Origin of the sequence: Streptomyces sp. NPDC004609 (assembly GCF_042873655.1) — a bacterium.
In the GTDB taxonomy this organism is placed as follows: Bacteria; Actinomycetota; Actinomycetes; order Streptomycetales; family Streptomycetaceae; genus Streptomyces.
In genome coordinates this window covers 28971-54778 of sequence record NZ_JBIALS010000030.1, presented here as the reverse complement: position 1 = coordinate 54778, position 25808 = coordinate 28971, and the positions used below count along the sequence as shown (strand labels likewise).

Below are 25808 nucleotides of genomic sequence, written 5' to 3'. Positions count from 1 at the left end.
CTCGAAGGAAGCCCCCCTCTGAACGGTGGGACGGCCGCGGCAGGCGCCGCACCGCCTGTCACCTGCTCCGTCCCACCACGCGCCCCGGTTCCGTCACCCGTGAGGGAGGCGACGGAACCAGGGCGCGGTGCTGTACGGCGTCGGACATGGCAGACATGGCAGGCAGGACGGGTGAGGCGTCGGAGATACGGGTGCGGAGGCGCCACGGGCCCTCGGGGGCGGCAGTGGGGGGTTCGCCGCACCGGAGACGGCGGACCGGCTCTTGGCGCGGTGGGGGAGGCGGCCGTCCGCCCGGGAGAGGCCCGGCGGTTCAGGGATTCAGATGTTCAGGGTGGACAGGACCGGAGGCGCGGAGCCGGGGGCCGAACCCTCGGCGCTCTCCGCGGAGACCTCAGCAGCACACCTGATCGCGCGTCCGCCCGGCGCCCCGCCTGCCGGTCAGTCGGGCAGGCGCACGTTGTCCCACTGGGCGTTGCGCTCCGGCCGGACGCCGATCTGGATGAGAGGCCCCAAGCGCTCCCCGGAGCAGCCTTCGCTCTCCGCCCGGCTGCAGGCAAGCCGGTACTGAGGCCCCCAGACACCGTCCCCGTTCCACGTGACCATCCGCGCGCCGCACGTCGGGCACGGGTCGTACGGCCCGTCAGGGACCTTCCGCACCGGGTGCAGGAACACCTTCGGCTCGGTGAAGACCACGGGCAGGGAACGGGTTTCGAGGCTCTCGCGGGGGAGGGCGAGACCGTAGTGCTCCCCCAGGACCCGGTGGATGTCGGCATCGTCGGGGATGAACAGCTCCCCGTCGTCGGGGTCGTCCTCACCTTCGATGACCCGGCCGAGCCCCACCTCGGCAGCCAGGCGGCGCGTGAGCGGATGCTCCTCGGCTCCCTCGCCGACCTCGCCCTCGTGATAGGACCAGTCGTGCGTGCCGTCGACGCTCACCGCGATGGTGCCCGGGTCCATCATCGTGTCCTCGATCGCGACGACCGTGCAACTGGACCACATGTGACGCAGCGCCGCGTGCCTATACCACACGTGCTGGGCCCCTGGAGGCTCGATCGCGAACGCCCAGCCGTTGCCGGTCTCGCCGAGCATCGCGCTGTTCGGCAGCGCCCCGAACGGGGCGGTCGCGACCATGCGCTGGAACACTTCCGCCTCGACGATGCCGTCGGGGTCCCCACCGATCATCCACGCCAGCTCGCGATGGGTGACGCCGCGCACGAAGGTCAGGGCGAAGTCCTCGCCGAGCACACTGCCCAGCCACCCGATGTCATGTTCATCCACGACACAAACCGTATCCGGGCCGACTGACAACCGGCCGGACAGTGGGAACCGGGCCTCCGCCGGTGCCCACTGACCGGTCTACCGTGTCGCGCATGACAGTTCTCATCATCGGCGGCAGCGGCTTCCTGGGGGCCGAGCTGATCCGGCAGGCGCGAACTGCCGAGCACACCACGGCCGCGACGTACAACGCGACCAAGCCCGGCGACGCCTCCCAGACCGTGTGGCGCCACCTTGATCTGCGGGATGCAGAAAGCCTGGACGCCGTCATGGCCGAGGTGAGCCCCCGTGTCGTCGTCAACGCATCGAGTGGCAATGCCGACTGGGCGGTAACGGCGGACGGCTCCGTCCGGCTCGCGATGGCCGCGGCTCAGCGTGGAAGCCGTCTGGTCCACGTGTCCACCGATGCGGTGTTCTCCGGTGCCCGAGTCCACTACGACGAGACCTGCCTCCCTGACCCCATCACCCCATACGGAGCGGCGAAGGCGGCGGCGGAGACCGGGATTCTCGCCGTGCATCCGGAGGCCGTCGTCGCCCGTACGTCGCTGATTCTCGGCAACGGGCGTTCCGTACATGAGCGCGCCGTGCACGAACTCGCCGCCGGCACCCGCGACGGCGTCCTGTTCACCGACGACATCCGCTGCCCTGTGCACGTCGCCGACCTGGCCGCCGCCGTTCTGGAGCTGGCGTCGTGCGACGCGTCCGGTATCCACCATCTCGCAGGGCCCGACGCTCTGAGCCGTCACGAGCTCGGCATCCTCATCGCCAGGCGTGACGGTCTCGACGCCTCCCGGCTGCCCGAGGGCCTGCGGGCACGCAGCACACTGCCCGGCGCGCTCGACGTGCGCCTCGACAGCCGGGCCACCCAGCGGAAGCTGAGCACCACACTGCGCGGTGCCCGGCAGTTCTGCATGGCACCGATGTGATCGCCCGGCCCGACGGACGCCGGGCCGCAGCCGCGGCTGCATGTGCCGGTGGCCGCCAAGCGGCCACCGGCTGTGCCGGCTCGTTCCTCGCCGGTCCGAGGGCGGAGGTGGGGCTGCGCCCCGTCTCAGAGGTCCAGGACGAGTCGGTCGCTGCGGCAGCGCCCGACGCAGATCATCATCGTGCGCCCGGCAAGGCGTTCCTCGTCGCTGAGCACGGAATCCCGGTGCTCCGGTGTCCCGGCGAGGACACGGGTCTCGCAGGCTCCGCAGTATCCCTTCTCGCAGTCGTAGGACAGGCCGCTCACGGCATCGCGCAGGACCTCGATGAGGCGGCGGTCGGGCGGCACGGTGAGCGTGCCTCCGGTGCGCGCGAGCTGGACCTCGAAGGTCCGGTTCTTTGTGGCGTCGAACGCCGTTTCGAGATCGTCGCCGGCGGTGAAGCGCTCCACGTGCAGCCGGTCGGTGAGATCCAGGCGGGCGCACTCGCGCTCGACGGCCGCCAGCATCGGTGCCGGACCGCACGCGTACACGGCGGTGTCCGCGCCCAGGCCGCCCAGCAGCCGGGGGAGGTCCGGCAGCCCGGCCTCGTCCTGCGGGAGCAGGGTGAGCGCGTCGCCGGCGAGGGTGGCGAGTTCGTCGGCGAACGCCATCGTCGAGCGGGTGCGTCCGCCGTACACGACGGTGAAGGGCGTGCCGCGTCCGGCGGCCTCGCGGACCATGGCGAGGATCGGTGTGACGCCGATGCCGCCGGCGAGGAACAGGTAGGACGGCGCCTCGGCGAGCCGGAAGTGGTTGCGCGGCCCGCGTACCGCGAACGTGGCTCCGGGACTGGCGAGTTCGTGGAGTTCGGCCGAACCGCCCCGGCCCAGGGGCTCATGCAGGACCCCGATGCGCCACGTCGTGGCGTCGGCGGGGTCACCGCACAGCGAGTACTGACGCAGTCGGCCCGAGGGCAGACGCAGCTCGACGTGCGCGCCGGGCCGCCACGCGGGGAGTTCACCTCCGTCCGGCAGGCCGAGGCCGATGGCGACGACGCCCTCGGCCGCGGCGCGCACCGCGGTCACCCGCAGCGGGGTGGGCGTGCTGAGCGCGCGGACCGTGCCCGCCGCCGCTGTCGCCCGGGGGCCGGGTGTGAAGACCGCCGGGACCGCGTCCCAGCCGGACTGGTTGCCGCGCGTCGGGTAGGGAACGAGCCCCTCCTCGATCACCCGGTAGTCGGGCAGCCGGGTCAGGACCTGCGTCATCATCGCGCGGAACATGGCTCGGGCGAGGTGGGCGCCGGCGCACCGGTGCGATCCGATCCCGAAGCTGAGGTGCCGACTGGCGTCGCGGTCGAGCCGTACCTGCTCGGGCTCGGGGAATACGGCGGGGTCATGGTTCGCGGCGACCCACGGGATCAGCACCCGGTCGCCCGCGCCCATCGGGCAGCCGCCGACCTCGACGTCCCCGGTGACCGTGCGCGCCATCGACTGCGACGGGGCGAACGCGCGGAGGAACTCCTCGGTCGCGCTGTCCAGCAGATCGGGGGAGTCGATCAGCCGCCGGCGCTGCTCGAGGTGGCGGGCGAGGTGGACGAGCGTCGATCCGGTCAGGGAGGTGGTGGTGTCGACGCCGCCTGCGATGAGCAGGCCGATCACGGACACCAGTTCGTCCTCGCCGAACTCGCTGCCGTCGGCACGCCGGCCGGCCACCAGCGTGCTGACCGCGTCGGCCCGTGGTGCGGAGCGGCGTTCGGTGATCAACTCGCGGATACGCCGGTCCATGTAGGCCAGCCCCGCGGCTCCGCGCACGGCGCGCTCGCTGTCGGCCGGTGCGGCGAAGATGTCGTGGATCGGCCCGGCCAGCTTCGCCCAGTCCTCCTCGGGGAAACCCAGCCAGTCCAGGGTGACCGCGGCCGGCAGCGGGTTGGTGAGGTCGCGGACGACGTCGCATGAGCCGAGCTCGATGAAGTCGTCCACGACGCGGGCGGCGTGGCGCTCGATCATGGGGACCAGTTCCCCGACCGCCTCCGGGGTCAGCAGCGGGTTGATCAGTTTCCGGTACTCGGTCGCCCGCGGCGGGTCGAGCTCGATCGGATACTGCTCGAGTCCCGGTCCTTTGGGGATGACGATGCCGACCCCCTGCCCGCCGTGGTCGCTGCGGGAAGAGGAGAACGTCTCGTCGTCGCGGGCGATGCGGGCCACGTCGGCGTACCGCGTCGTGTAGTGGAAGCCGCCGTGGGCGGCCGAGCGGCCTACCGGACAGCGCTCACGGAAGCCCGCGTAGTAGGCGGCCGGATCGGCGTTGGCCTCGTCGGAGTGGTGGTCGAAGTCGATGGCGAAGTCGGCAGACATGGTGGGCACGCTCCACGTGCTCGGAACTGTGCGCGGTGTTGTCCGGCCGCGCCACCGGATGCCAGCAGCCTCATCGGCGTCGGGTCACCCTAAGGTGTGCCGCTGAGCTTGACAACGTCTCGTGGACGACGCTCAGAAGGTCAGCACGGCCTTGCCGACCGAACCGGACCGGACCGCCGCGACGGCCTCGTTGATCTGCTCGAACGGGAAGTAGGTGATCATCTTCTCGACCGGGAACCGGCCCTCGGCGTTGAGTTCGAGCAACTGCGGCAGGAACAGTTGCGGCAGGCTGGACCCGGCGATGATGCCGGTGACCGTGCGTCCGTTGAGGATGCTGCGCCAGTCGAAGCTCATCGACTCGCTCGGGCCGGCGCCGATGACACCGGCGCGACCGAGCGGCCCGAGAGCCTCCACCGCGGTGCGCAGGACGTCCTCTCGCCCGGTCGTGTCGATCACGAAGTCGAACCCCTCGGGGACCAGGGCGGCCAGCTGCTCGGCGGTCCCCCCGGCCGAGGAGTCGACGGAGTGTGTGGCTCCGAAGCCGCGGGCCGCGTCGAGCTTGGCCGGGTTCACGTCGACGGCCGCGACGACCTTGCAGCCGCTCAGCGCGGCGGCGATGACGGCGGCCGCGCCGACAGCGCCTGCCCCGAAGACCGCGATCGACGAGCCGGGGCGCGGCCGCAGCACGTTGAGCACGCCGCCGGCTCCGGTCTGGAAGCCGCAGCCGAAGGGTCCGGCACGCAGCAGGTCCCACGACGGGTCGATCCTGACGACCGCCCGCTCCGGTGCGACGACGTGACCGGCGAACGACGACTGGCCGAGGAAGTGGGCGTTGACCTCCCGCCCCCCGTGGGTCACCGCCGTGGAGCCGTCGGGCCGGCGGCCGGAGAAGTTCACCGCGTCGAAGCTGCGGCAGTAGGCGGGCGAGCCCGTGAGGCACAGGGCGCATGTGCCGCACGACGTGAAGGACATGGCGACGTGGTCGCCCGGGCGTACGGAGGTGACGTGCGCGCCGACCTTTTCGACGATGCCCGCCCCTTCGTGCCCGAGCAGCGCGGGTGTGGGGAAGAAGCCGGCGAACTCCAGGTCGGTACCGCAGACGCCGACGGCGGCGACGCGGACGAGCACCTCGTCCGGGCGGGGATCGTCCAGGTCCACTTCGGTCAGGACGAACGGCTGTCCGGGCTGCTCCAGCAGAGCGGCGGTGGCACGCACAGGGCCTCCTCAATGCCTCACCAAGCGAGACTGCATATTGACATGCGTGACAGGGCCGGTCAATGTTCCCCCTATGGCGGCTGTTGACTTCCCTCCTTCCCAACACTTCATCGACGGCGAGTGGGTTGCGGCCCGCGACGGCGGCACGCTGGACGTCCTCGATCCGGCCACCCGGCAGGTGATCACCGAGGTGGCGCAGGCGCGCGGCGCCGATGTCGACGACGCGGTCACCGCGGCGCGCCGCGCCTTCCCTGCGTGGGCCGCGACCAACCCGAGCGAGCGCGGGGCGCTGATCCGGCGCTGGGCCGACCTGATCATCGCCGAGGCCGAGGCGCTCGCGGCCGTGGAGGCACAGGACGTGGGCAAGCCATTGTCCGGGGGCCGGACGAACATCTACATCGCCCACGGCATCATCGACTACTTCGCCGGCGCGGCCGACAAGCTCACCGGAGTCACTCTGCCGACCCGCAGCCCCGACTACCTGGGCTACACGGTTCCCGAGCCGTACGGTGTGTGCGCGGTCGTCATCCCGTGGAACGTTCCCGCCGTGCTCACCGCCGCGAATGTCGCGCCGGCGCTCGCCGCGGGCAACACGGTCGTCCTCAAGCCGTCCGAGATCGCGCCGCTGGCCCCGTTCGCACTCGCCGAACTCGCCCGCCGCGCAGGATTCCCGCCGGGGGTGATCAACGCCGTGGCGGGCCTCGGCCCCGAGGCGGGCGCCGCACTCACCTCGCACCCGGGCGTCGACCACATCAGCTTCGTCGGCTCCACCGCCACCGGGCGGGCGATCATGGCGGCCGCGGCACGGAACCTCGTCCCGGTGAAGCTGGAACTCGGCGGCAAGTCGCCGAACGTGCTCTTCGCCGACGCCGACCTCGACACGGCGATCCCCGCGATCGTCACCTCCATCACCGAGAACGCGGGGCAGAACTGCTACGCCGGTTCCCGGCTGCTCGTGGAGGCCTCGGTGCACGACGAGGTCGTGGAGCGGGTCGCGGCCGCGATGGCCGTGGTCAGGAGCGGGCCCTGGGAAGCCGACCTGGACATGGGGCCGCTGGTCAGTGCCGCTCAGTTCGCCCGCGTCAGCGGCTTCCTCGAAGAAGCGCCTCGCGAGGGGGCCCGGCTGGTCACAGGCGGCTCACCCGCCGACGAGGGGTGGTTCGTCCGGCCGACGGTGTTCGACCGTGTGGAAGCGGGCATGCGCGTCGCCCGCGAGGAGGTTTTCGGCCCGGTTCTCGCCGTGCAGTCGTTCCGGGACACCGCCGAGGCGACCGAGCTGATGAACGCGACCGACTTCGGCCTGTTGGCCTGCATCTGGACCAACGACATCTCCCGGGCGCTGCGGCTGGCGAAGGACGTCCGCTCCGGGCAGGTGGCGGTCAACCAGTTCCACGACGCGGGAGTGATCGGCTTTCCGTTCAACATGCAGAAGGACAGCGGCTTCAGCCGGGGCGGTGGGTACGCGGCGCTGCGCGAGTACACCCAGGAGAAGGGCGTGGCGATCCGGCTGCTGGCCCGTTGAGACCGGACACCATCCGTACCACCGCCGGAGCGTGGCCCGGACAGGCCCTGGAGGGGCGGGTCCGGACGCCGGATCCGCCGTGCTGGAGCGGGAGCTGACCGAGGCCGTGCTCTCCGGCGCCGAGCGCTCGGACGTGCTCCGTGCGCTTCTCCGGGCGACGGGCCGAATGGTCGCCTGCTGTCCGCCGAGGGCGTGACGACGGCGACCACCGACGGCCGCGGTGCCGCAGCGTGCTCGCCGGCGTGGCCCGACCGGTGGTCGACACGCTCGACGGGCCGCGGGCCACGGCGCCGGCCGTGCGTGCGGGGACGACAGTGGCCGGTGTGCTGCTGACCATCGGTCCCGGTGATCCGCGCGGGCAGGCGCCGGCCGGTGCCACCGTCACCGCGCTGCTCCTCGACGCCGTGCGCGCCGGGGGTGACTCTGCCGAGGTCTCGCCGCGGCTCACACCGGCCGACGTCGTCACCGGGCCGCGTTCCGGGACGGTGAGCCCCTTGGTGTGCGCGGCGGCCGCGGGACCGGGGACCGACCTGCGGCGACCGCCGGCCGGTGCCGTACGGCACTCCAGCGGCTCCCGCCCGCGCCCGGTCCACGGCCCTCGCCCGGCTGGAGCACCCCGTGCAGCAGGAAGGTGGACGGTGGTGGCGCCGGGCGACGCCGACTCGCCCGCCTGCGGAACCGGTTGTGCCTCATGACCGGCGACGAGTCCGCCGGTGACCACGTCGTGGCGGCTGGCGGCTCCCGCCCCCACTCACCCTCAGGCCCTGGGCCGGTCCGTCACCGAGGCCGAAAGGCCGCTCGGCCTGACCCGGGCCCAGCGCGTTCCGCTGCTCACCTTCGGCGGCTGCGGGGGTCGTCCAGGTCCTGTTGGCCCCCGGTGCGCGGCTTCGAGGGGCGTACGCCGAGGCACACCTCGGGCCGATCCGGCAGCGTCCGGAGCTGATGGTGACTCCGCGTGCCTGGCCGGCCGAGAGGGGCAGTCAGCAGAGCGTCTGCGAACAACACCATCTGCACCGCGACTCGGCGGGCTACCGAGTGCGCCAGATCGGGAACCTCCTCGGCACGGACCCCCTGCGTCCCGCCACCTCGGCGCCACCGCACCTGGCGCACACGGCCCTGGACCTGCTCACCGCCGACGACCAGCAGCCGCGCGGCGATGACGAGCTTGTGCCGGCCGAGCGCGGAAACCGCATTCGCTCTTCACTCGTGAGCCGGACGCGGAACCGGCGTTTCGCTCTTCGACGAGCCCCCGCGCGGCCCGGCGACACCTGCCTGTGTAGCGGCCTCCCACGGCCGCCAACTGGGCTGTCGGCGTTGCGAGCAGGCGAAACGCCGACGAAACGAAGATGTCGCGCAGGAGCGTTGACAGCACCGGGCGGCGGAGGTCAGAGTACCTCGCAATACGTTCCACCGACTCGCAATGCGAGACGGCAAGGTGAGGAGGCTGCGCGGTGCGAGCCATGGTGCAGACCGATTTCGGCGGGCCCGAGGCCGCGTTCCCGCAGGATGTCCCGGAGCCGATGTGCGGACCGCGCGAGGTCGTCGTCGACGTCGCGTGCTGCGGGCTGAACCGCCGGGACCTGCTGCAGCTCAAGGGGCCGGGCCTGATCCCCGGCTTCTGCGTTCCGCACGTGCCGGGCATGGATTTCGCCGGAACGGTGGTGGCGACCGGGTCCGCGGTCAGCCCGGTCGCCTCCGGTGACCGGGTCATCGCCGAGCCCGCCCAGGGCTGCGGCCGTTGCCCGGTGGTCGTCCGCGACCGGCGACGGACGGGCGTCGGCCTCGCGGCGGGCGCCGCGGCAGCCATCGACCGCTCCGCCGCCCTCCGGTGGCACGCCGGCATCACGCCCCGCCCGACCCGGCCCACGGAGCCGGCGGCCGGCCGGTAAAGGAGACCCTCCGTTGAACGTCATCGACATCCCCGGGCTTCCGTCGGCGCAGAAGCAGGGCCTGCTGCCATCGGAACCGGTGCAACCGCGGCCGACCGCGATGATCACCACGCTCGTCCCGGGCAGATGGCTCAACGTCGCGCCGCACAGCTGCCACACGCCGATCAGCGGCGAATCACCGCTGATCGCGGTCACCGCCGGCGACCAGCGGCAGGGCACCCCGGAACCGAAGGACACCTGGCCCGGCATCGAGCGCACCGGCGAGTTCGTCGTGAACGTCACGACCGCCGAGACCACCGAGCACATCGAGGCGGTGGCCCGCGGGTTACCCGCGCGGCCGGCAGCCCCGTCCCTCTGAGTGTCGTCTGCACGAGGTGATCGACCGCGGCGACCACAGCACCTGCTTCCGGGCCGTACACATCGTGCGCGCCGAGACCGTCCGCGTGACCACCGACGACTCGATCACGTCCGCCCCGGCGGTATCGATCCCACCCGGGTCCGAGCGGCCGGGCGGACGGGATTCCCGTGGTGCGTCGCCGCGGGTGAGGAGTCCCTCTTCCACCGGAAGCGCGGCTCCGGCGCCGAACTCGACCGAAGCATCGAACCCGCCAACCGACCACCACCCCTGCCGCCACGACCGCCTCGACAGGGCGGTGCCACCCAGCGAATGGAACCACGCACATGACTACACACAGCATGCTCTGGCGTCGTGGGGCCGCGGCCGGCCTCGCCCTCGCGGGAGTCCTCGCACTGTCCGGCTGCAACAGCAACTCGGCGACGGCGCCCAAGACGACCCCCGCGGCGAGCGGCGGTAGCGGCTCTGGCCTCAAGCAGCCCGATGTCAACGGCGACGGCAAAGTCGTCATCGGCGTCCTCAGCCCCGGCGACATCAACGACCGCGGCTACTACCAGAGCTTCGTCGACTCGGCGGACGCCTTCGCCAAGGAGAAGGGCTGGACGGTCATCAAGCGCGGCAGTGTCCCCCCGAGCGACGCGCTCACCGCGGCACGCGCGCTCTGCCAGCAGAACGTCGACCTGGTCGCGATCGGCGCGACTGAGCTCAAGGCCGCCATCCCCGCCTCGGAGGAGCCGGTCTGCGGCAAGTCCGCCTGGTACGTGCCGGTGCAGGCGAACGTCGATCAGACCCCGCGGATCATGCTGTCCACCGACGATCCCAACCAGTCCATGCTCGTCGCCGGCTACGCCGCGGGCCTGAGGATGAAGACGGCCGGCCACACCAAGGCAGGGTTCATCACCGGCGTCAAGGCCGACTACAGCGTCGCCGCCTCCAAGGCCTTCCTGGCCGGGATCCGGGAGGTCGTGCCGAAGGCCACCCTGACGACCACCTACACCGGCGACTTCAACGACTCGGCGAAGGCCAAGGAGGCCACCCAGGCGCAGATCAGCCAGGGCGTCAAGGTCATCTACCCCTATCTCGGCGGCGCGACCGACGCCTCGGCGCAGCTGGCGAACGCCAGCGGCGCGCTGACCCTCACTCCGGGCACCGACCGGTGCGACTCGACCAGCCCGAAGTTCGACATCTCGGTGCTGTTCAGTCCGGGCGACTACTTCCGTGCCGCGCTGGAGGAGTTCGCCAAGGACAACCTGAAGATGGGCACGACGCGCGTGTGGCAGTTGGGCGTCGACCCCTACCCGACCGTCAAGATCTGCGACGGCCAGGGGACCGAGGACCAGCAACTGGCGGAATTCATCAAGAAGATCGGCAGCAAGGAGATCGACGCGGCGGCCGAGGTCAAGCGACTCGGCTGACGCGCCGACACCCCACGAGGAAGATCAGCAATGGAACGAACGACCTCAGCGGTTCCGATCCTTGAGCTGCGCGGCATCACGAAGTCCTACGGATCCGTCACGGCCTGCGACGCCGTGGACCTCAGGGTCGACGCCGGCGAGATCCACGGACTCCTGGGTGAGAACGGAGCGGGCAAGTCCAGCCTCATGAAAGTCCTGCTCGGGCTGGTCCGGCGCGACGCCGGCACCGTCCTGGTGCGCGGCGAGGAGCACGCGCTGGACAGCCCGCAGGAAGCGGCCGAACTCGGCATCGGCATGGTGCATCAGCATTTCAGCCTCATCAACGCGCTGACCGTGTGGGAGAACGTGGCGCTCGGCGACACCGGCAAGGTGAACAAGCAGGCCGTCTGCGCCGACATCGCCGAGGTCTCCGCGCGGTACGGACTGCCGATCGACCCCGAGGCGCGCGTCGACGCGCTCTCGGCCGGCGAGCGGCAGCGGGTCGAGGTGGTCAAGTGCCTGCGCCGCAACCCTCAGATCCTGATCCTGGACGAGCCCACCTCGGTGCTGACCCAGGCCGAGTCGCAGGAGCTGTTCGCCGTGCTCGGCCGCGTGGTGCAGGAGGAGGGGCGCGCTGTCATCCTCATCAGCCACAAGCTCGCCGAGATCGCCCAGGCGACGGACCGGGTGACGGTCCTGCGCAAGGGCCGTGTCGCCTTCCAGGCGGTCACGGCCGAGACCACCCCCCAACTCCTCGCCCGGCAGATGGTGGGCCGCGAGGTGTCGCTGGGCGAGGAAGGCGCGGCCCTCGGCCTGCTGCCCGTGCAGCAGGCACGGACCGGCGGGGGCGAGGCGCGGGACCGGCGGCAGCCCGTCCTGCGCCTCGCCGGACTCACCGTCGTGCAGGGCGGGGTCACGGTTCTCGACCACGTCGATCTGACCGTGGGCGCGGGCGAGATCGTCGCCCTCTACGGCGTCGAGGGCAACGGCCAGACGACGCTCGGCGATGTCCTCGCCGGGCTGGTCGCGCCGACCGACGGCACCATCGACGTCGCCGGGAGCCGGGTCGACATGACCCGGCCCGGTGCGCTGCCGAAGGCCGGACTCGGCATCGTGCCGGAGGACCGGCACCACAGCGGCGTCGTCCTCGACATGAGCGTCGCCGAGAACCTGACGATGAAATCGCTGAACGAGGTCAGCGGCCGGTTCCTGCTGCGGCGGCGCGCGATGCTCGACCGGGCCCGTCGCCTCGCGGACGAGTTCAACATCGTCACACCGTCGCTGGACGCGCCGGTGCGCAGCCTCTCCGGCGGCAACCAGCAGCGGGTCGTACTCGCACGGGAGCTGTCCGGTCACACCCGCGTCCTGGTGGCCGCACAGCCCACCCACGGGCTCGACGTCGGCGCCATCGAGGACATGTACGCCCGACTGCGCAGGGCGGCCGCCGAAGGCGTCGGAGTGCTGCTCGTCTCCACCGAACTCGAGGAAGTCATGGCCCTAGCAACCTGGATCGCAGTGATCTCCTCGGGGCGGATCACCGGAGCACTCCCCGTCTCCGAGGCGACCCCCGAGCGGCTCGGCATGCTGGTGGGCGGTGAGGCCGCATGACCGCCGCCTCGCCGATGGATCCGGACGACCTCGGCCGGCGCTTCCTCGCCCGGCTCCGGCCGGGGCGCGACGGCCGGCTGACAGCGGGTGTCACCGTCGTACTCGTCACTGTCGCCCTGGGCGCGTCCGCCCTGCTGCTCACGCTGACCGGAGCCTCGCCGAGTGCTTCGCTGTCCGCCATCTGGACCGGGAGTCTGGCCGGCACCACCGGATGGACGACGACGCTGCTCCACGCCGCGCCTCTGCTGCTGGTGGCGGTCGGTGCGTCCATCTGCGCGTCCGCCGGCACGTTCAACATCGGCCAGGAGGGGCAGGTGCTCATCGGCGGCCTGTTCGGAGCCTGGGTCGGGCTGCGGCTGGCCCTGCCCGGCCCGATGCTGGTCGTCGTGGTGATGGCCGCCGCGGCGGTCGGCGGTGGCGCCTGGGCCGCGCTCAGCGCGCTGATGTCCCGCTTCCGCGGAGTCAACGTCGTCGTGAGTACCCTGCTGATGACGTTCCTCGCCATCCAACTCGTCACGTTCGCGGTCAGCACCCCGTGGCTGCAGGAGAGCGCGCAGGGCTCGTCGGGCATCGCCGACGCGCAGTCCAACCCCCTGCCGACGAACGCCCTGCTCGCCGACCTCGGGCAGTACCCGTCGCTGCAGCTGAGCGCGGGACTGTTCATCGCGCTCGTCGCCGCGGTCGGCGTCACACTCGTCCTGAGCCGCAGCCGGTGGGGCTTCCGGGTGCGCATGGTCGGACTGAATCCGCTGACGGCCAAGCACACCGGTGTCCGGGTGGCCGCGCTCGGCGGCTTCACCCTGGCGTTGTCGGGCGCCTTCGCGGGGCTGGCGGGAGGGCTGCTGCTGGCCAGCCCGGTCAGCCCCAACCGGCTGCAGGCCGGGCTCTCGGACAACGTCGGCTGGGACGGTCTGCTCGTCGCCCTCGTCGCGCGCAACCGGCCTCTGATCGCGATCCCGGTGGCGTTCGGGTTCGCCGTGCTGCGTGCGGGCGGCGATTTCCTCACCGCCACCGGGGTGCCGTACTTCCTCATCGACATCGTCAAGGCGCTGCTCGTCATCGCGTTCGTCGCGCCGCCCGTCCTCGTCGACCTCTTCCGCGGGCGGCGCGGCGCCAAGCCGTCGACGGCGCCCTCCCTGTCCGTTGTCCCGACCGAGACGAAGGCGGCCGCGTGAGCGTTCTGGATAGCACCGAGACCATTCTGGCGAGCGGTGTCCGGCTGACCGTGCCGCTGGCGTTCGCCGCCTGTGGCGAGTACCTGGCCCAGCGCGCCGGAGCGATGAACATCTCCGTCGAGGCGATGATGCTCGGCGCCGCGTTCACCTCGGTCGCCACCGCGAGTGCGACCGGCAGTGCCACGGTCGGCCTCGCGGTCGGCGTCGTGACCGGCCTCGTCCTCGGCCTCGTGCACGGCAACCTCTCCCACCGGGCGCAGATCAACACCTTCGTCGTCGGCCTGGTGCTGAACGCGCTGGTGCTCGGGCTGACGAGCTACCTGATCACGACGGACCAGTTCGCCTCGCACCAGGTCGGGATGCTGTCGATCCCGCTGCTGCGGGACATCCCGCTCATCGGCGAGCCGCTGTTCTCCGGACGCTGGCCCGCCTACCTTCTGATCCTGCTGGTGCCGCTCACCTGGTGGCTGGTGCAGCGCAGCCGCTGGGGCCTGGAACTGCGGGCGGTGGGGGAGAACCCGCAGTCCGCCGACGTCGCGGGCATCAAGGTCAACGTACGGCGCCGGCAGGCCCTGCTGTGGTGCGGCGCACTGGCCGGTCTCGGCGGCGCCTACCTCGCGGTCGGCGAGGTCGGATCGTTCAACCAGAACATGACCGCCGGACGCGGTTACATCGTCATCGCCGCGGTCATCTTCGGGGCGTGGCGGCTCGGCCGTACCCTGCTCGGCTGCATGGTGTTCGGTCTCTCCGACGCGATGCGCCTGGCGCTCCCCGCGCTCGGCGTCACCCTCAACCCCCAACTGCTCGTCGCGGCCCCGTATCTCCTCGCGCTCCTCGCCATGCTGCTGTTCTCCACCCAGCACCGGGAACCCGCCGCGCTCGGCCGGCCCTTCCAGCGCGGGTCGACCTGACGGCACGGATCCGGCAAGGACGGACGCCGACTCCGCGACCGCGCGGAGCCGGCGTCCTCGTGCGGTACCGGCGCAGCGCCGCGGTCTCCCGAGCGGACGGTGCAGCCGACATGGCGCGGTCGAGCACGCTGCCCGGCGAGACGAGTTCGTCGACCCGGTGCAGCGCCTCGGCCGACAGCGGTCGGTCCACCGCGCGGAGATGCGAGAGGAAGGGGTGGTCGAGGTGTTCGCCGCCGGTCCGGGCGCGGTCCGCCCCCGGTTCGGCGCAGATCCGGCAACTGCCCGTGAGTCGAACGCCGTTCAGCGGGCGCCAGGCCATGACGCGTCCTCACGGTTGTGCTGCGCGGTGGGCAGGGCGGCGGCCTCCGCGTGCCGGGCGGCCAGGACCGGGTACGAGGTCGGCTCTGCCAGGGAGAGGGCTGCCAGCGGGTCTCGGACAACGGCCGGGAGTTCCGCGACCGTCACCTTGGCCGGCGCGTCCCCCAGGCCGCATGCAGCAGGCTTGTCGATCAGTTCCGCGGTGGCGGGTCGATCCCGAGGACAGGCAGACAGTCGGCAACAGCGACGAGTTCGATGTCGTCACGCCGCTGCTTGATCCACTGCTCGCGAGTCAGCCTCCAGCGTTTGATCTCCGCCGGCTCGCCCCGCCGGGTGTCCCAGGTGACGCCGTTCGGTACGTATCCCACGGCCTCGGAGACACGGTTCGAGGCATGGTTGTCGACGAACGCATCGCTGTTGGCCTCGCGGGCCCCCAGCCCGTCGAAGGCCAGATGCAGCACTGCCTGCCGCATCTCCTTCCCGAAGCCGCCGCCCCGCACGCCGGGGCTGAGCCAGGAGAAGGTGGAGACCGTTCCGAACGCGGCGAAGTCGGTGCCGATCAGATCCTGCATGCCCACCGGCTCGCCGTCGATCACCACGACGAAGTAGAGGCGCCAGAAGCCGGCACTGACACGGCCTCGGCCGGCCCACACCCCCCGCAGCCAGCCCCACACGCGTTCCGGCCCCTCCTCATAGAGGGACATCGGATCGTCGAAGGGCCACGGAGGCCCCGTGGCCACCCCCTTGCGAACCGTCGGGACCAGGCGTTGCAGGAGTTCGTCTGTCGCCCCCAGCAGGGACAGCCAGGGTGTGTGCACCCGCACGTTCAACGGGGGATACGCGGACAGGATCGAGGCAGTCGTCGTCACGGGCGCGACCCTAACGGTGAGCCAACGCGGCGTGCATCACGTATTCGGCCTGGGCTGGGCCAGGGCGGGGCTCACGGGACTGAACCTGCGGGTCGGCGGGACGCGCGAGGATCGCAGCCAGGACAAGCGAACCGTCGTGTCACGGACATCTACGTGACACGACGCCCCAGCTCAGGCCCCACGCGGACAGTTTGGCGTTCGGAGAACAGGACAAGTGGGCCGGGACACCGTTCGTACGCGTCCTGTTGTTGCTCAACAAGGACAAGCGCACGGACAAGGGCGACCAGCCGGGCCTGCTGTCCCCATTCGCGTGTATCGGCATCGAGGTGCCGGCGTGTGAGGACGTCGACGCCCCGGCGGGATCACGAACCCGGCTGCCCGCACGGGGAGTCCCGGCAGATGCCCGATGCCATCGGCTGCGTCCGCGACACCGAAGGATTCCGACGGCGACCTCGTCGAGATCTCCCACGATCAGCAGGTGTCCGACACCGTCCGGGCGAAGCGAGGGGGTTCGCTCCGAACACCCGCGCCGCGGTCGAGGCGTACCCGGCGACACCGAACGCGCACGACGCCGACGCTGTGGCGGCCTGTGCGGCCGTGGATTCGCCGACGAACACACGTCGTCGATGGGCAACGGCCGCGCCGAGTACCGCGCGGCGCCGACCGGCTGCCGCACGACCTTCCCAGACCTGCGCCACGTGCCCGAGGGCGTCCTGGACGGCGAGGAGGCCGGTGGTTACTTCGGGGTGGTGTGGGTGGTCATGTTCCCGCCTCGGGGTGGTCGTGGCCGGTTCTGCCGACTTTGCGGGCTCCGCCGGGTGATCCGAGGGGTGGGGTGCCGAGGGCGAAGAACTCGGCGTTGATGTGCTCGAAGCGCTTGCTCTCTTCCGGCAGGTCTTCGTGGTGGAAGATGGAGACCTGGGGGCAGACGGGTTCGCAGCGCCCGCATTCGACGCATTCGTCGGGCTGGACGTAGAGCATCCGGTCGCCTTCGTAGATGCAGTCGACCGGGCACTCCTCCATGCACGACTTGTCCATGACGTCGAGGCATGCCTGGGTGATGACGTACGGCACGAGCTTGTTGCCCTTCACACGGTGGCACGGAATGCGGGACGGTGTTTCAGTACGGGACAGGGTGATGGCCGCGCCGACCCCCGACGTCAACCACGCGGTCGACCACGGCAAGGGCCGGCGACAGGTGGCGCCGCCGCAGGCTCCCGACCGGCCCGGATCGACCCGACCGGCTCGACCCGATCAGGCCGCCGCCGGGCCGATCCCGGCGCCGGTGACGACCTGTCGGCTCGCGTCCACGGCCCCGGCCTCACCGCCGGTGACCAGCAGATCGGCCGAGGAGCGTGCGGTCGGCTCCATGCTCAGCCCCAGAGCTCCTGGATGGTCGAGAACACCTTCTGGTTGTGCGAGAACTCGATCGTGTTGCCGTCGGGGTCGTTCACGGCGCAGATGTACCCGATGTGGGCGGCCATCTCCATCGGCTCCCACCGCAGGTTGCCCGTCTCGCGCGCCTTGGCCGCGACCGCGTCGACGTCCTCGCGGTTGGGCAGCTCGATGCCGATGTGCGCGAACGGCGCCAGCGTCGTCACCTTCTTGCCCGGCTCGATGCCGAAGCGCGCCCCGACCTCGGGAATGAACTCCGCCAGGACGAGGACGAGCGGCGAGTCGACCTGGCCCTTGTTCGACAGCCAGGCGCCGCGCCCGTTGCTGTCCGTGTTCTTGGTGACCAGCACCAGCGGGGTGATGCGCTCGTAGAACTCGATCGATCGGTCCAGGTCGCTGACCGGGATGGCGACATGGGTCCAGCGGGGTTCGGTCAGTTCTGCCATGGTTCGGCTCTCCTCAGTCGTTCGCTGTTCATTCGTTTCGTTCGGACCGACCGCGACGCGCGGCCGTGCGGTCAGACGGTGAGCCACTTGGCCCGGTCGGGCAGGCCGGAGCGGGCCACGATGCCCTCGCCGGCGGTCTGGGCGCGGCGCAGCAGGTCGTCCTCGTCGATCGTCGTGCAGCGGTAGTCGTCGACGACGCGCCGCCCGTCGACGAACACCGTGTGCACGCCCCGCCCGTCGGCCGACCACACGAGTTGGTTGGCGACGTTGTGCAGCGGCCGCCACTCCGGCCGGTTCGTGTCGTGCAGGACCAGGTCGGCTTTCTTGCCCGTCTCGATCGAGCCGATCTCGTGCTCGGCCTGCAGCGCGCGGGCGCCGTTGCGGGTGGCCATCGCGAACGCGTCCTCGGCCGGGAAGATCGTGGCGTCGCGCCGGGCGTCCTTGAACAGGCCGGCGACCAGATAGGTCGCACGCATCAGGTCGTGGTAGTTCGAGGCGTTGTTGCCGTCGGTGCCGATCGCCACGTTCACACCGGCGTCCACCATCTCGGGGAACTTGCCGATCTGGGTCACGCCGTAGGACACCTTGAGCGCCGTGGTCGGGCAGTGCGACACGCTCGTACCGGTCCTGGCGAGCACCGCGATCTCGTCGTCGTCCACGTGGACGGCATGGGTCAGGGTCACATTCCGGCCCAGTACGCCGATTTCGTCGAGGTGCACCATCGGCCGTTGTCCGAACGCCGCGAGGAACCCCTCGGGATCCATCGCCGCCGGCGACATATGGGCGCTGAACCCGGTGCCGTACTCGGCCGCCAGTCCCTTCGCGGCCCGCCAGAGCTCGTCGCTGCAGCAGGTGTGACCGATGATGATCGGCCATGCCTGGACGCGGCCGCCTGCCACCGAGGCGTATGTGCCCATCGTGTCCTTGAGGCGCGCGATCGCCTGCGCGGTCGACATGCGCAGCACCTCCGGCTCAGGCACGAGATCCCACGCCCACGGTCCGACGCGGCCGCGGATGCCGATGTCGGTGAGGGCCTCGACGACGGGGTCGATGAACCGGATCGTGCCGGCCTCCAGGAACGACGTCGTTCCGCTCTTGAGCATCTCCAGCGCCGCGAGCTGGGCCGAGATGTGCTCGTCTTCCTCGGTGTAGTGCGTGTGGATCGGCGTGAGCCACTCGAAGACGTTCTCCAGGAACGGCGTGTCGTCCGGGACGAAGCCGCGTGTGAGCGGTTCGCCGGTGATGTGCACGTGTGTGTTGATCAGCCCCGGGGTGACGACGAACCGCTCGCCGGCGATGACGGTGTCGCTGTGCCACTGGGCGGTCACGTCGGCGGTCTTGCCGACGGCCACGATCAGGTCGTCCCGGATGGCGACCGCGCCGTCGGTGATCACCTGGCGGGAGTCGTCCATCGTCACGACGAGGGTGTTGACGATCAGGGTGTCGGCGGGTGCCGTGGCGTTCGGGGAATTCACGAGGTGGCCTCCGGGGTGCGGGAGCGGATCAGGCGGACGTGCTGGCGCGGCACCGGCTCGAACGAGTCGACCAACTCGGCTCCGGCCGCTTCGGCCCACGCGCGCAGGTCCGCGACCGTGACACCGAGTCCCGCTGTCGAGGCCAGCATCGTCAGTGACAGCAGCAGTTCGTGGCGCGCGGCGATACAGGCGGCGCCGCGGTCTTCGCCGTCGCCGTCGTGTCGGGCGCGGGCCGGGTCGGGACGCGTGTAGTCGACGACCACGACGACCCCGCCCGCACCGGCCAGCTCAACCGCGCGGGCGAGCAGTTGCCGGGCCCGCTCGGCCGGCTCGGCCCGCAGCACGTGCGCCAGGACGACGACGTCGGCCTCGGCGACCGGGAGCTCGACCCCGAGGTAGTCGCCGGCAACGGCGATCACCTGCTCACGCAGGCCGGCGTCCGTAGCCGCCTGCTCGGCGATCGGCAGCACGTTCGGCAGGTCGACCGCGATCACCGTGCCCTTCGGCCGGGTGCGCAGCAGCGCGGTCAGCCACGCCCCCGAGCCGCAGCCGAGGTCGACGATCGTCGGCTGCTCGGGCCACCACCCGCGGCGCTGCAGCTCGGCGGCGACAGCCGTCGCCACGCCGGCCTGGGTCGGGCCGGTCGCGCGCACGAGCGCCGGGTACAGCTCGGTCAGGGCGGCTGTCACGGTCGGCTCGGGTGCGCCGGTGCGGACGGTGTCGGCGAGGCCGGGCCAGGCCCCCGGCGGCCCGGGCGAGTACCGCACGAGTGCGGCCATCGAGGCCGGCGCCGTCGACACCAGGTAGCGCTCGGCCGCGGGCGTGAGCCGGAAGCGGTCCTCGACGGCGGCGAGCAGGTCGAGCGCTACCAGGGTCTCGGCCAGCACGCTCACCGGGCCCGGCCCGGCCGCGCCGATCGCGGCCGCCAGCTGCGAGGCGTCCAGTCCGGTCCCGGAATCGTCGTCCTGAGCCAGGGCGTCGAACAGGCCGAGGTCGAGTGCGGCCGAGAGCGCCCAGTAGGACGTGAAGCCGTTGATGACGTCCCACACCGGCGCCGGGGTGACCGGGGTGGCGGTCTCCGTACTCATGGGCGCAGTACGATCTTGCCGGTAGCCCGCCGCGACTCCATCCGCTCCTGCGCCGCCGCGGCCTCGGCCAGCGGGAACTCGCTGTCGATCGGCGTGCGGAACGTCGAGGCCCAGTAGGCGTCGAGCATCGCGGCGAACTCGCGGCGGTCGTACGGGTCGGAGCCGAGCAGCTGCAGGCCGAAGTGGTAGGCGTACACCAGGTCGAACTCGGCCCGGTTTCCCGTCGTGTTGCCGAAGAACACCAGTCGCCCGCGCTGCGCGAGGCTGTAGATGCCGGTGTTCCACGTGGCCGGGCCGACGTGATCGAGCACGAGGTCGGCGCCCCGCCCCCCGGTGACCTCGCGTACGGTCGCCACGACGTCACCGGTCGTCGAGTTGACCACGACGTCGGCGCCCAGGCCGCGCGCGTACTCGGCCTTCGCGTCCGAGCCGACCGTGGTGATCACACGGGCACCGCTGGCCTTGGCCAGCTGGATCAACGCGGTGCTGACGCCGCTGCCGGCCGCGTGGATCAGCACCGTCTCGCCGAGGCGGACCCTGCCGATCTCGATGAGCGCGTGCCAGGCCGTCATCCAGATCGTCGGCACGACGGCCGCGTCGACCAGGTCGACCTCGTCCGGCACGGGGTGCACGTTGGCCGCCGGGACGAGGACGTACTCGGCGTAGCCGCCGGCCAGGGTGGCGCCGATGACACCCGCGCTCGCGCACCCGCCGTCGGCTCCTGCGGCGCAGCTCTCGCAGTGATCGCACGGCACGGCCGGATTCACGACGACGCGCGCGCCCTCGGCGAGCGCGGTTCCGTTGACCGCTTGCCCGGTGCCCGCCGGGCCGACCGCCGCGATGGTGCCCGCGATGTCCATGCCGGCCACGTGCGGCAGGGCGAACCCGGGGATCAGCCCGGGCCCGCGCCGCTGCAGGACGTCGAGGTGGTTGAGGCCGCAGGCCTCGACGCGGACGAGTACCTCGTCCGGTCCCGGCTCGGGCACCGGGACGTCGGCGACCTGGAGCACATCCGGACCGCCGTGCGTTCGATGGAGTACAACCTTCATGGGAGAGACCTCCGCTGGCTGTGGGACTCGGTCACCGGCCAGCTCGTTGCACGCCTGGTCGGCATGCAACGGTCTCCGTGGAGCGCCGAAAGCGCTCCCTCCGATCGATTTGTTGCCCACCGATCGGATCGGCCCGAACGTATTGGTGACTGTCGACGTTGTCAATGTCCTCTGCTCAATCGCCTCGAACTCGGCCAGCCCGGGGTGGAGTTGGATCGCTCCGGACGGCTTGTGGGAGCTCGCCGGGCCGTTGATTCCCGAGGACCGGGTGCGGCCGCAGGGTGGTGGAACGCCGAACACCCCTGATGAGACGCTGTTCGCGGCGATCATCTACGTGCTGGTCGGCGGGTGCGCTGCCGACCTCCACGACAGCGAAGGCCCGAAGCCCGTGGCCGAGGGTCACCCAACGAGACACGCACCCCACCACGGCCGCTGCTTCAAGCCCCAACATCTGCGTGCCGACAAGGCCGACGACATCCCCCACCAGCGGAAAGGGTGACGCGGCAAGCGTATCGGCGTGCTCACCGCCCGCCATGGCATCGAGTCCCGCGAAACGGTTGGGCCGTCGTCGTCGGGTGGTCGAGCGCACGATCTCCTGGCTGTCCGGCTACTGCGGAATCAGCCCCCGCTGCGAACGCCGGCCCCGCAACCACCTGGCCCTTCTCGGCCTCGCCGCGGCCCTGTGGTGCTGTAAACGCCTCCTCCGCCTCACCACAGCGGACACCGTTCCAACCGACCACCACCCCCGACGTCGATCAGGCTGGGTTCGGCGGGTGACCGGCCCGTGCGCGTCCGCGGGGTCACCGTGTTCACCGTCGCCCGCGGTCTCGTCACGCGCCTCACGGACTGCGGGGCAGCGGCGAGGTGCCGGCCCTCTGACACCCCGTCCGCCTCTGGTCCGGACGGGGTGTCCGCGCGTCCCCGGCCCGGGCTTTCGTATCGCTTGACATGATGCCGTCTCGCATTGAAAGATGCTCGCCATGCACGTAGTGACGACGCAGGCCGGCCTGGGCCGGATCGAGGACGGGGCCGCCGCCCTGCTGGACACTGCTTTTCCGCACGTCGGCGCGGTCCTCGAACAGGAGGGCTCGCTGCAGTGCCTGGCGTCCTGCGCGGTACGCCGGCGCATCCCGCTCGACGAGGCCACGCTCACCGCGCCGCTGGGCCGTCCTCGCGCGGTGTGGGGTGTCGGGCTCAACTACGTGTCGAAGGCGGCCCGGACCGGCCGGGGACTGCCCGAGCGGCCGATCCTGTACCTGGCCGCGTCGTCCTGCGTGTCGGCACCCGGCGCGCAGGTGGTGATCCCGCAGGCCGCGACCGAACCCGACTACGAGGGGGAGATCGCGGTCGTCGTCGGGCGCCCGCTGTACCAGGCGACCGAGTCGGAGGTCTGGCCCGCGATCGCCGGCATCACCGCCGCCAACGACATGACCGCGCGTGATGTCATGCGCACCACAGGCGTCCCCGCCCTCGCCAAGAGCTACCCGGGGTTCACTCCGCTCGGCCCGTCGCTCCGTACTCCCGACGACCTCGCCGACCGCGACGCGATCCGGGTACGGACCCGGGTCAACGGCACACTCGTGCAGGACGACACGAGCGACGGGATGATCTTCCCGATCCCCGAACTGCTCAGCAGGTTGTCGTGGTTCGCCGCGCTCGAACCCGGCGACGTCGTCCTCACCGGAACCCCGGCCGGCACCGGCCAGGACCGCGCCTGCTTCCTCGCCGACGGCGACGAGGTGCGAGTCGAGGTGGACGGTGTGCTGCCCCTCGTCACCCGCATCGTGCGTCCTTCGGACGCCTCACCGCGCGACCACCGGCTGACCGAACCGGTCGGCTGACCGCCCCTCACCCTGGAGCCCACACCGATGTCCAACTCCTCCGTGCCGTCCTACGACCTCGTCCTGGCCGGCGGCACCGTCATCGACCCGGCATCGGCCACGAACGCCCGGCTCGACGTGGCGGTCACCGGTGACCGCATCGCCGCGATCGGCGAGGGTCTGGCGGCCGACGCGGCCCGCACGATCGACGTCACCGGCTCCACCGTGCTACCGGGCCTCGTCGAGGGCCACACCCACATCTTCCCGTACGTCTCCGCCGTCGGGGCCCCTGCCGAGGAAGCCCATCTGCGCCGCGGTGTGGTCGCCGCGGCCGATGCCGGCACGGCCGGCGCCTCGACGTTCGCGGCCTTCCGCAAGCTGGTGGTCGAGGCGAACCCGCTGCGCATCGTCAACTTCCTCAACGTCTCGGTGCTCGGCCTGATCGACTTCAGGTTCGGCGAGCTGCTGAACCCGGACACGCTGGTCCCCGAGGACGCGCTCGCGACCGCCGAGGCCCACCCCGGCATCGTGCGCGGCTTCAAGATCCGCCTCTCCGAGGACGTCGTCGGCGCGAACTGGGAGCCGTTGCTGAAGAAGTCCGTGTCGCTGGCCGAACAGGCCGGTCTGCCGCTGATGCTGCACATCGGCGAGACCGCGGAGCCGTTGCCCGTCGTCCTGGACTACCTGCGACCCGGCGACATCGTGGCGCACTGCTACACCGGCAAGCCGCACGGGATCCTCGACGGTGACCACGTGCAGCCCGCCGTGACCGCGGCCCGTGAGCGCGGCGTGCTGTTCGACTCCGCCCACGGCAAGAGCAACCTCAGCTTCGAGGTGGCGCGCCGGGCGATCGCCGACGGATTCCTGCCCGATGTCCTCAGCTCCGACACCAGTGCGCGCAACTGGCGCGGCCCGGTGTTCGACCTGCTCACCAGCATCTCCAAGATGGTCGCGCTCGGCGCGCCGCTGGAGGAGTGCGTCCGGAGGGCCACCGTCGCGCCGGCGCAGCTGCTCGGGCTCGACGCCGAAGGGTACGGGCGCCTGGAGGCCGGTGGGCGGGCCGACGTCACGGTCGTCACCGAGACCGAAGAGGTCACACTGCCCGATGCCGCGGGCAACACGATTCTCGCGCCGCGCCTGGAGCCGACCGTCGTGCTGCACGGTGGCGCCGAGGTCGACATCGTGCCGTGGCGGGGTCTGCAGTCGGCCTGACACACCCGCACTCCCAGGGGAGGACCTGATGACCGCCGGTGACGTCCATCTGCTGCGGCGCCGACTGCGAGCGGCCCTGACGGCGGGGAAGCCCGCCGTCGGCACGTTCGTCAAGCTGGCGTCGCCCGACGTGGTGGAACTGGCCGCGGCGGCCGGGTTCGCGTTCGTGGTCGTCGACCTTGAACACTCCACCCTCACCGAGCGGAACGCCGTCGACCTGGTGCGCCACGCGGACGCCTGCGGCCTGTCGGCCCTGGTCCGCGTGCCCGAGGTGGACGCCGCCGCCATCAACCGGTTTCTGGAGGCCGGGGCGGCTGGAATCCAGCTGTCCATGCTCACCCGCGTCGACCAGGCCGAGGCACTCGTGGCGGCCACCCGATTCGCTCCCGCCGGCCGCCGGTCGGTGAGCATGGCCAACAGGGCCGCCCGGTTCGGTGCGGCCCCGCTGGCAGGGTTCCTGCGCGCCGAGCAGGACGACCCGCCGGTGCTCGTGGGTCAGATCGAGACGGCGCGGACCGCCCCTCTGCCGGATCTGGTCGCTGCTCTCGACGTGTGTTTCCTCGGCAGCACCGACCTCGCGGTCGACCTGGGCCTGCCGGCGGACCCGGCGGTGCTGCGCGCCGCGGTGGATCGGGTGAGAGTCGCCGCCCGTTCCGCAGTGCTCGCGTTCGGCGGCTGGGCGCCGACCCGGGGCGCCGCGGCGGACCTGGGCCTCGGTGACGCCGACTACCTCGTGGTCGGTTCGGACCTGCAGATGTTGGCGGCCGGCCTGAGGACGGCCGCCGGAGAGGGAAAACAGTGAGCACACGCAACGCAGCGCTGTTCAACACCGTCGTCGACTGGGAGGAGCTGCCGGTGACCCAGGTGCGGCCGGGGGTCCGGCGCCGCGTCTACGCGACGGACGAGGTGATGATCTGCCACCACGAGCTGGAGGTCGGCATGACGCTCAACCCGCACCGGCACGAGGACTTCGACCAGCTGGTGCACATCGCCGAGGGGCGTGCGAACTACTACGTGGACGGTGTCGCCCACGACATGCGCGCCGGATCGTTCCTGCTCGTTCCCCGCGGCAGCGAGCACTACGTGGAGCCGACGGAGGCCCCCTGCGTGAACATCGACTTCTTCGTCCCGCCGCGGGCCGACCTGCTTCCCTGAGCGGCGGACGGCCCACTATGGTGCGCGATGCTGCTGACAAGGCGGTCAGCGGGCGGCGCGATGCTGCGACGCTCCGGGTTCCGGGCGTACGCGTCCGCCACCCACGTGGCACCGCAGGTGGCGGACCAGGTCGTGGCGCGGTGGGTGAATCCCCGCACAGATGGCGTCGCGCGCTCGTCCCGCAAGCTGCGTCGCCTCTCTCGCGGGAGCGGGGAAGGGGCTCGAAGCGCCGTCGCCCACGAGACACCGGGGCGGCCCGGACGCTTGCTCCGGAGACGGCTACGGGGCACCGTCACTCCGCCGGGAGACTTCTGCCCCACCCCCAACAAACGCGCAGGCCACGGCAGAAGGCCCACCGCCTCCGCGGTGGGCCGTCCA

At 71.5% G+C, this 25808-nt stretch carries 22 protein-coding genes and 2 pseudogenes; 14 read left to right on the top strand and 10 right to left on the bottom strand.

Annotated elements, in window-relative coordinates:
* Positions 1 to 438 precede the first annotated feature (438 nt).
* A complete protein-coding gene (locus ACFYT4_RS26395; RefSeq protein ID WP_389273911.1) occupies positions 439 to 1278 on the bottom strand; it encodes a hypothetical protein in 840 nt (279 codons plus the stop codon).
* A gap of 92 nt (positions 1279 to 1370) precedes the next feature.
* Here ACFYT4_RS26395 and ACFYT4_RS26390 point away from each other — a divergent pair, with 92 nt between their 5' ends.
* Positions 1371 to 2201 carry an SDR family oxidoreductase gene (locus ACFYT4_RS26390; protein WP_389273908.1) on the top strand — a complete coding sequence of 277 codons (831 nt, stop codon included), beginning with the start codon at positions 1371 to 1373 and terminating at the stop codon, positions 2199 to 2201.
* 125 nt (positions 2202 to 2326) lie between these two features.
* Here ACFYT4_RS26390 and ACFYT4_RS26385 read toward each other — a convergent pair whose 3' ends face one another.
* From ACFYT4_RS26385 to ACFYT4_RS26375, 3 genes and pseudogenes are all read right to left on the bottom strand, one after another.
* Positions 2327 to 3271, bottom strand: a complete 945-nt coding sequence (locus ACFYT4_RS26385) for a PDR/VanB family oxidoreductase (protein WP_389274027.1) — start codon at positions 3269 to 3271, stop codon at positions 2327 to 2329.
* Positions 3272 to 3436: 165 nt separating this feature from the next.
* Positions 3437 to 3964: pseudogene (locus tag ACFYT4_RS26380) on the bottom strand (cytochrome P450); the annotation flags it as partial.
* A 702-nt stretch (positions 3965 to 4666) separates the two neighbouring features.
* The gene (locus tag ACFYT4_RS26375) at positions 4667 to 5749 is read right to left on the bottom strand and encodes an NAD(P)-dependent alcohol dehydrogenase (RefSeq protein WP_389273905.1); all 1083 of its coding nucleotides are present in this window, start codon (positions 5747 to 5749) and stop codon (positions 4667 to 4669) included.
* 73 nt (positions 5750 to 5822) lie between these two features.
* On the opposite strand from ACFYT4_RS26375, the gene ACFYT4_RS26370 reads away from it, so the two are divergent.
* The 8 genes from ACFYT4_RS26370 (at position 5823) to ACFYT4_RS26335 (ending at position 14603) form a co-directional block, all read left to right on the top strand.
* Positions 5823 to 7271 carry an aldehyde dehydrogenase family protein gene (locus ACFYT4_RS26370; RefSeq protein ID WP_389273902.1) on the top strand — a complete coding sequence of 483 codons (1449 nt, stop codon included), beginning with the start codon at positions 5823 to 5825 and terminating at the stop codon, positions 7269 to 7271.
* A gap of 942 nt (positions 7272 to 8213) precedes the next feature.
* On the top strand, positions 8214 to 8840 hold the full coding sequence (locus ACFYT4_RS26365; protein ID WP_389273899.1) for a helix-turn-helix domain-containing protein: 627 nt from the start codon (positions 8214 to 8216) through the stop codon (positions 8838 to 8840).
* Positions 8732 to 9160, top strand: a complete 429-nt coding sequence (locus tag ACFYT4_RS26360) for an alcohol dehydrogenase catalytic domain-containing protein (RefSeq protein WP_389273896.1) — start codon at positions 8732 to 8734, stop codon at positions 9158 to 9160. The genes ACFYT4_RS26365 and ACFYT4_RS26360 overlap by 109 nt, the downstream gene beginning before the upstream one ends.
* A 13-nt stretch (positions 9161 to 9173) precedes the next feature.
* Entirely contained in the window at positions 9174 to 9518 is a 345-nt protein-coding gene (locus ACFYT4_RS26355) for a flavin reductase (protein WP_389273893.1), read from the top strand.
* Between the two features lie 323 nt (positions 9519 to 9841).
* On the top strand, positions 9842 to 10930 hold the full coding sequence (locus ACFYT4_RS26350) for a BMP family ABC transporter substrate-binding protein (RefSeq protein ID WP_389273890.1): 1089 nt from the start codon (positions 9842 to 9844) through the stop codon (positions 10928 to 10930).
* 30 nt (positions 10931 to 10960) lie between these two features.
* Positions 10961 to 12517 (top strand): ABC transporter ATP-binding protein, encoded by a 1557-nt coding sequence (locus tag ACFYT4_RS26345; protein WP_389273887.1) that lies wholly within the window; start codon positions 10961 to 10963, stop codon positions 12515 to 12517.
* The gene (locus ACFYT4_RS26340; protein ID WP_389273884.1) at positions 12514 to 13692 is read left to right on the top strand and encodes an ABC transporter permease; all 1179 of its coding nucleotides are present in this window, start codon (positions 12514 to 12516) and stop codon (positions 13690 to 13692) included. The genes ACFYT4_RS26345 and ACFYT4_RS26340 overlap by 4 nt, the downstream gene beginning before the upstream one ends.
* Entirely contained in the window at positions 13689 to 14603 is a 915-nt protein-coding gene (locus ACFYT4_RS26335) for an ABC transporter permease (protein ID WP_389273881.1), read from the top strand. The genes ACFYT4_RS26340 and ACFYT4_RS26335 overlap by 4 nt, the downstream gene beginning before the upstream one ends.
* Positions 14604 to 15112: 509 nt before the next feature.
* On the opposite strand, the gene ACFYT4_RS26330 is transcribed toward ACFYT4_RS26335, so the two are convergent.
* The 6 genes from ACFYT4_RS26330 to ACFYT4_RS26305 form a co-directional block, all read right to left on the bottom strand.
* Positions 15113 to 15790, bottom strand: coding sequence for a GNAT family N-acetyltransferase (locus tag ACFYT4_RS26330; protein ID WP_389273878.1), 678 nt, complete (start codon positions 15788 to 15790; stop codon positions 15113 to 15115).
* Between the two features lie 759 nt (positions 15791 to 16549).
* Positions 16550 to 16864 carry a ferredoxin gene (gene fdxA / locus ACFYT4_RS26325; protein ID WP_389274024.1) on the bottom strand — a complete coding sequence of 105 codons (315 nt, stop codon included), beginning with the start codon at positions 16862 to 16864 and terminating at the stop codon, positions 16550 to 16552.
* A 299-nt stretch (positions 16865 to 17163) separates the two neighbouring features.
* Positions 17164 to 17631: a VOC family protein gene (locus ACFYT4_RS26320; protein ID WP_389273875.1), complete on the bottom strand. Its 468-nt coding sequence runs from the start codon at positions 17629 to 17631 to the stop codon at positions 17164 to 17166.
* A gap of 71 nt (positions 17632 to 17702) precedes the next feature.
* Positions 17703 to 19106: an amidohydrolase family protein gene (locus ACFYT4_RS26315; RefSeq protein ID WP_389273872.1), complete on the bottom strand. Its 1404-nt coding sequence runs from the start codon at positions 19104 to 19106 to the stop codon at positions 17703 to 17705.
* Positions 19103 to 20194, bottom strand: a complete 1092-nt coding sequence (locus ACFYT4_RS26310; protein ID WP_389273869.1) for a class I SAM-dependent methyltransferase — start codon at positions 20192 to 20194, stop codon at positions 19103 to 19105. The genes ACFYT4_RS26315 and ACFYT4_RS26310 overlap by 4 nt, the downstream gene beginning before the upstream one ends.
* Complete coding sequence (locus tag ACFYT4_RS26305; RefSeq protein WP_389273866.1) at positions 20191 to 21243, bottom strand: zinc-binding dehydrogenase; 1053 nt, start codon at positions 21241 to 21243, stop codon at positions 20191 to 20193. The genes ACFYT4_RS26310 and ACFYT4_RS26305 overlap by 4 nt, the downstream gene beginning before the upstream one ends.
* 178 nt (positions 21244 to 21421) lie before the next feature.
* On the opposite strand from ACFYT4_RS26305, the pseudogene ACFYT4_RS26300 reads away from it, so the two are divergent.
* The 5 genes and pseudogenes from ACFYT4_RS26300 to ACFYT4_RS26280 form a co-directional block, all read left to right on the top strand.
* A pseudogene (locus ACFYT4_RS26300) lies at positions 21422 to 21959 on the top strand (transposase); the annotation flags it as partial.
* A gap of 264 nt (positions 21960 to 22223) precedes the next feature.
* On the top strand, positions 22224 to 23084 hold the full coding sequence (locus ACFYT4_RS26295; protein ID WP_389273863.1) for a fumarylacetoacetate hydrolase family protein: 861 nt from the start codon (positions 22224 to 22226) through the stop codon (positions 23082 to 23084).
* 27 nt (positions 23085 to 23111) lie between these two features.
* Positions 23112 to 24275, top strand: a complete 1164-nt coding sequence (locus ACFYT4_RS26290; RefSeq protein WP_389273860.1) for an amidohydrolase family protein — start codon at positions 23112 to 23114, stop codon at positions 24273 to 24275.
* A gap of 28 nt (positions 24276 to 24303) precedes the next feature.
* Positions 24304 to 25077, top strand: coding sequence for an aldolase/citrate lyase family protein (locus ACFYT4_RS26285; protein WP_389273857.1), 774 nt, complete (start codon positions 24304 to 24306; stop codon positions 25075 to 25077).
* On the top strand, positions 25074 to 25430 hold the full coding sequence (locus tag ACFYT4_RS26280) for a cupin domain-containing protein (protein ID WP_389273854.1): 357 nt from the start codon (positions 25074 to 25076) through the stop codon (positions 25428 to 25430). Before ACFYT4_RS26285 ends, ACFYT4_RS26280 begins: the two co-directional genes overlap by 4 nt.
* The last annotated feature ends 378 nt before the right edge of the window (positions 25431 to 25808 follow it).

Coding starts and splice junctions, on each gene's coding strand:
- ACFYT4_RS26305 (WP_389273866.1), bottom strand. CDS start 21,243: ATGAAGGTTGTACTCCATCGAACGCACGGCGGTCCGGATGTGCTCCAG.
- ACFYT4_RS26320 (WP_389273875.1), bottom strand. CDS start 17,631: ATGGCAGAACTGACCGAACCCCGCTGGACCCATGTCGCCATCCCGGTC.
- ACFYT4_RS26365 (WP_389273899.1), top strand. CDS start 8,214: ATGGTGACTCCGCGTGCCTGGCCGGCCGAGAGGGGCAGTCAGCAGAGC.
- ACFYT4_RS26390 (WP_389273908.1), top strand. CDS start 1,371: ATGACAGTTCTCATCATCGGCGGCAGCGGCTTCCTGGGGGCCGAGCTG.
- ACFYT4_RS26295 (WP_389273863.1), top strand. CDS start 22,224: ATGCACGTAGTGACGACGCAGGCCGGCCTGGGCCGGATCGAGGACGGG.
- ACFYT4_RS26345 (WP_389273887.1), top strand. CDS start 10,961: ATGGAACGAACGACCTCAGCGGTTCCGATCCTTGAGCTGCGCGGCATC.
- ACFYT4_RS26350 (WP_389273890.1), top strand. CDS start 9,842: ATGACTACACACAGCATGCTCTGGCGTCGTGGGGCCGCGGCCGGCCTC.
- ACFYT4_RS26310 (WP_389273869.1), bottom strand. CDS start 20,194: ATGAGTACGGAGACCGCCACCCCGGTCACCCCGGCGCCGGTGTGGGAC.
- ACFYT4_RS26290 (WP_389273860.1), top strand. CDS start 23,112: ATGTCCAACTCCTCCGTGCCGTCCTACGACCTCGTCCTGGCCGGCGGC.
- ACFYT4_RS26340 (WP_389273884.1), top strand. CDS start 12,514: ATGACCGCCGCCTCGCCGATGGATCCGGACGACCTCGGCCGGCGCTTC.
- ACFYT4_RS26370 (WP_389273902.1), top strand. CDS start 5,823: ATGGCGGCTGTTGACTTCCCTCCTTCCCAACACTTCATCGACGGCGAG.
- ACFYT4_RS26285 (WP_389273857.1), top strand. CDS start 24,304: ATGACCGCCGGTGACGTCCATCTGCTGCGGCGCCGACTGCGAGCGGCC.
- ACFYT4_RS26360 (WP_389273896.1), top strand. CDS start 8,732: ATGGTGCAGACCGATTTCGGCGGGCCCGAGGCCGCGTTCCCGCAGGAT.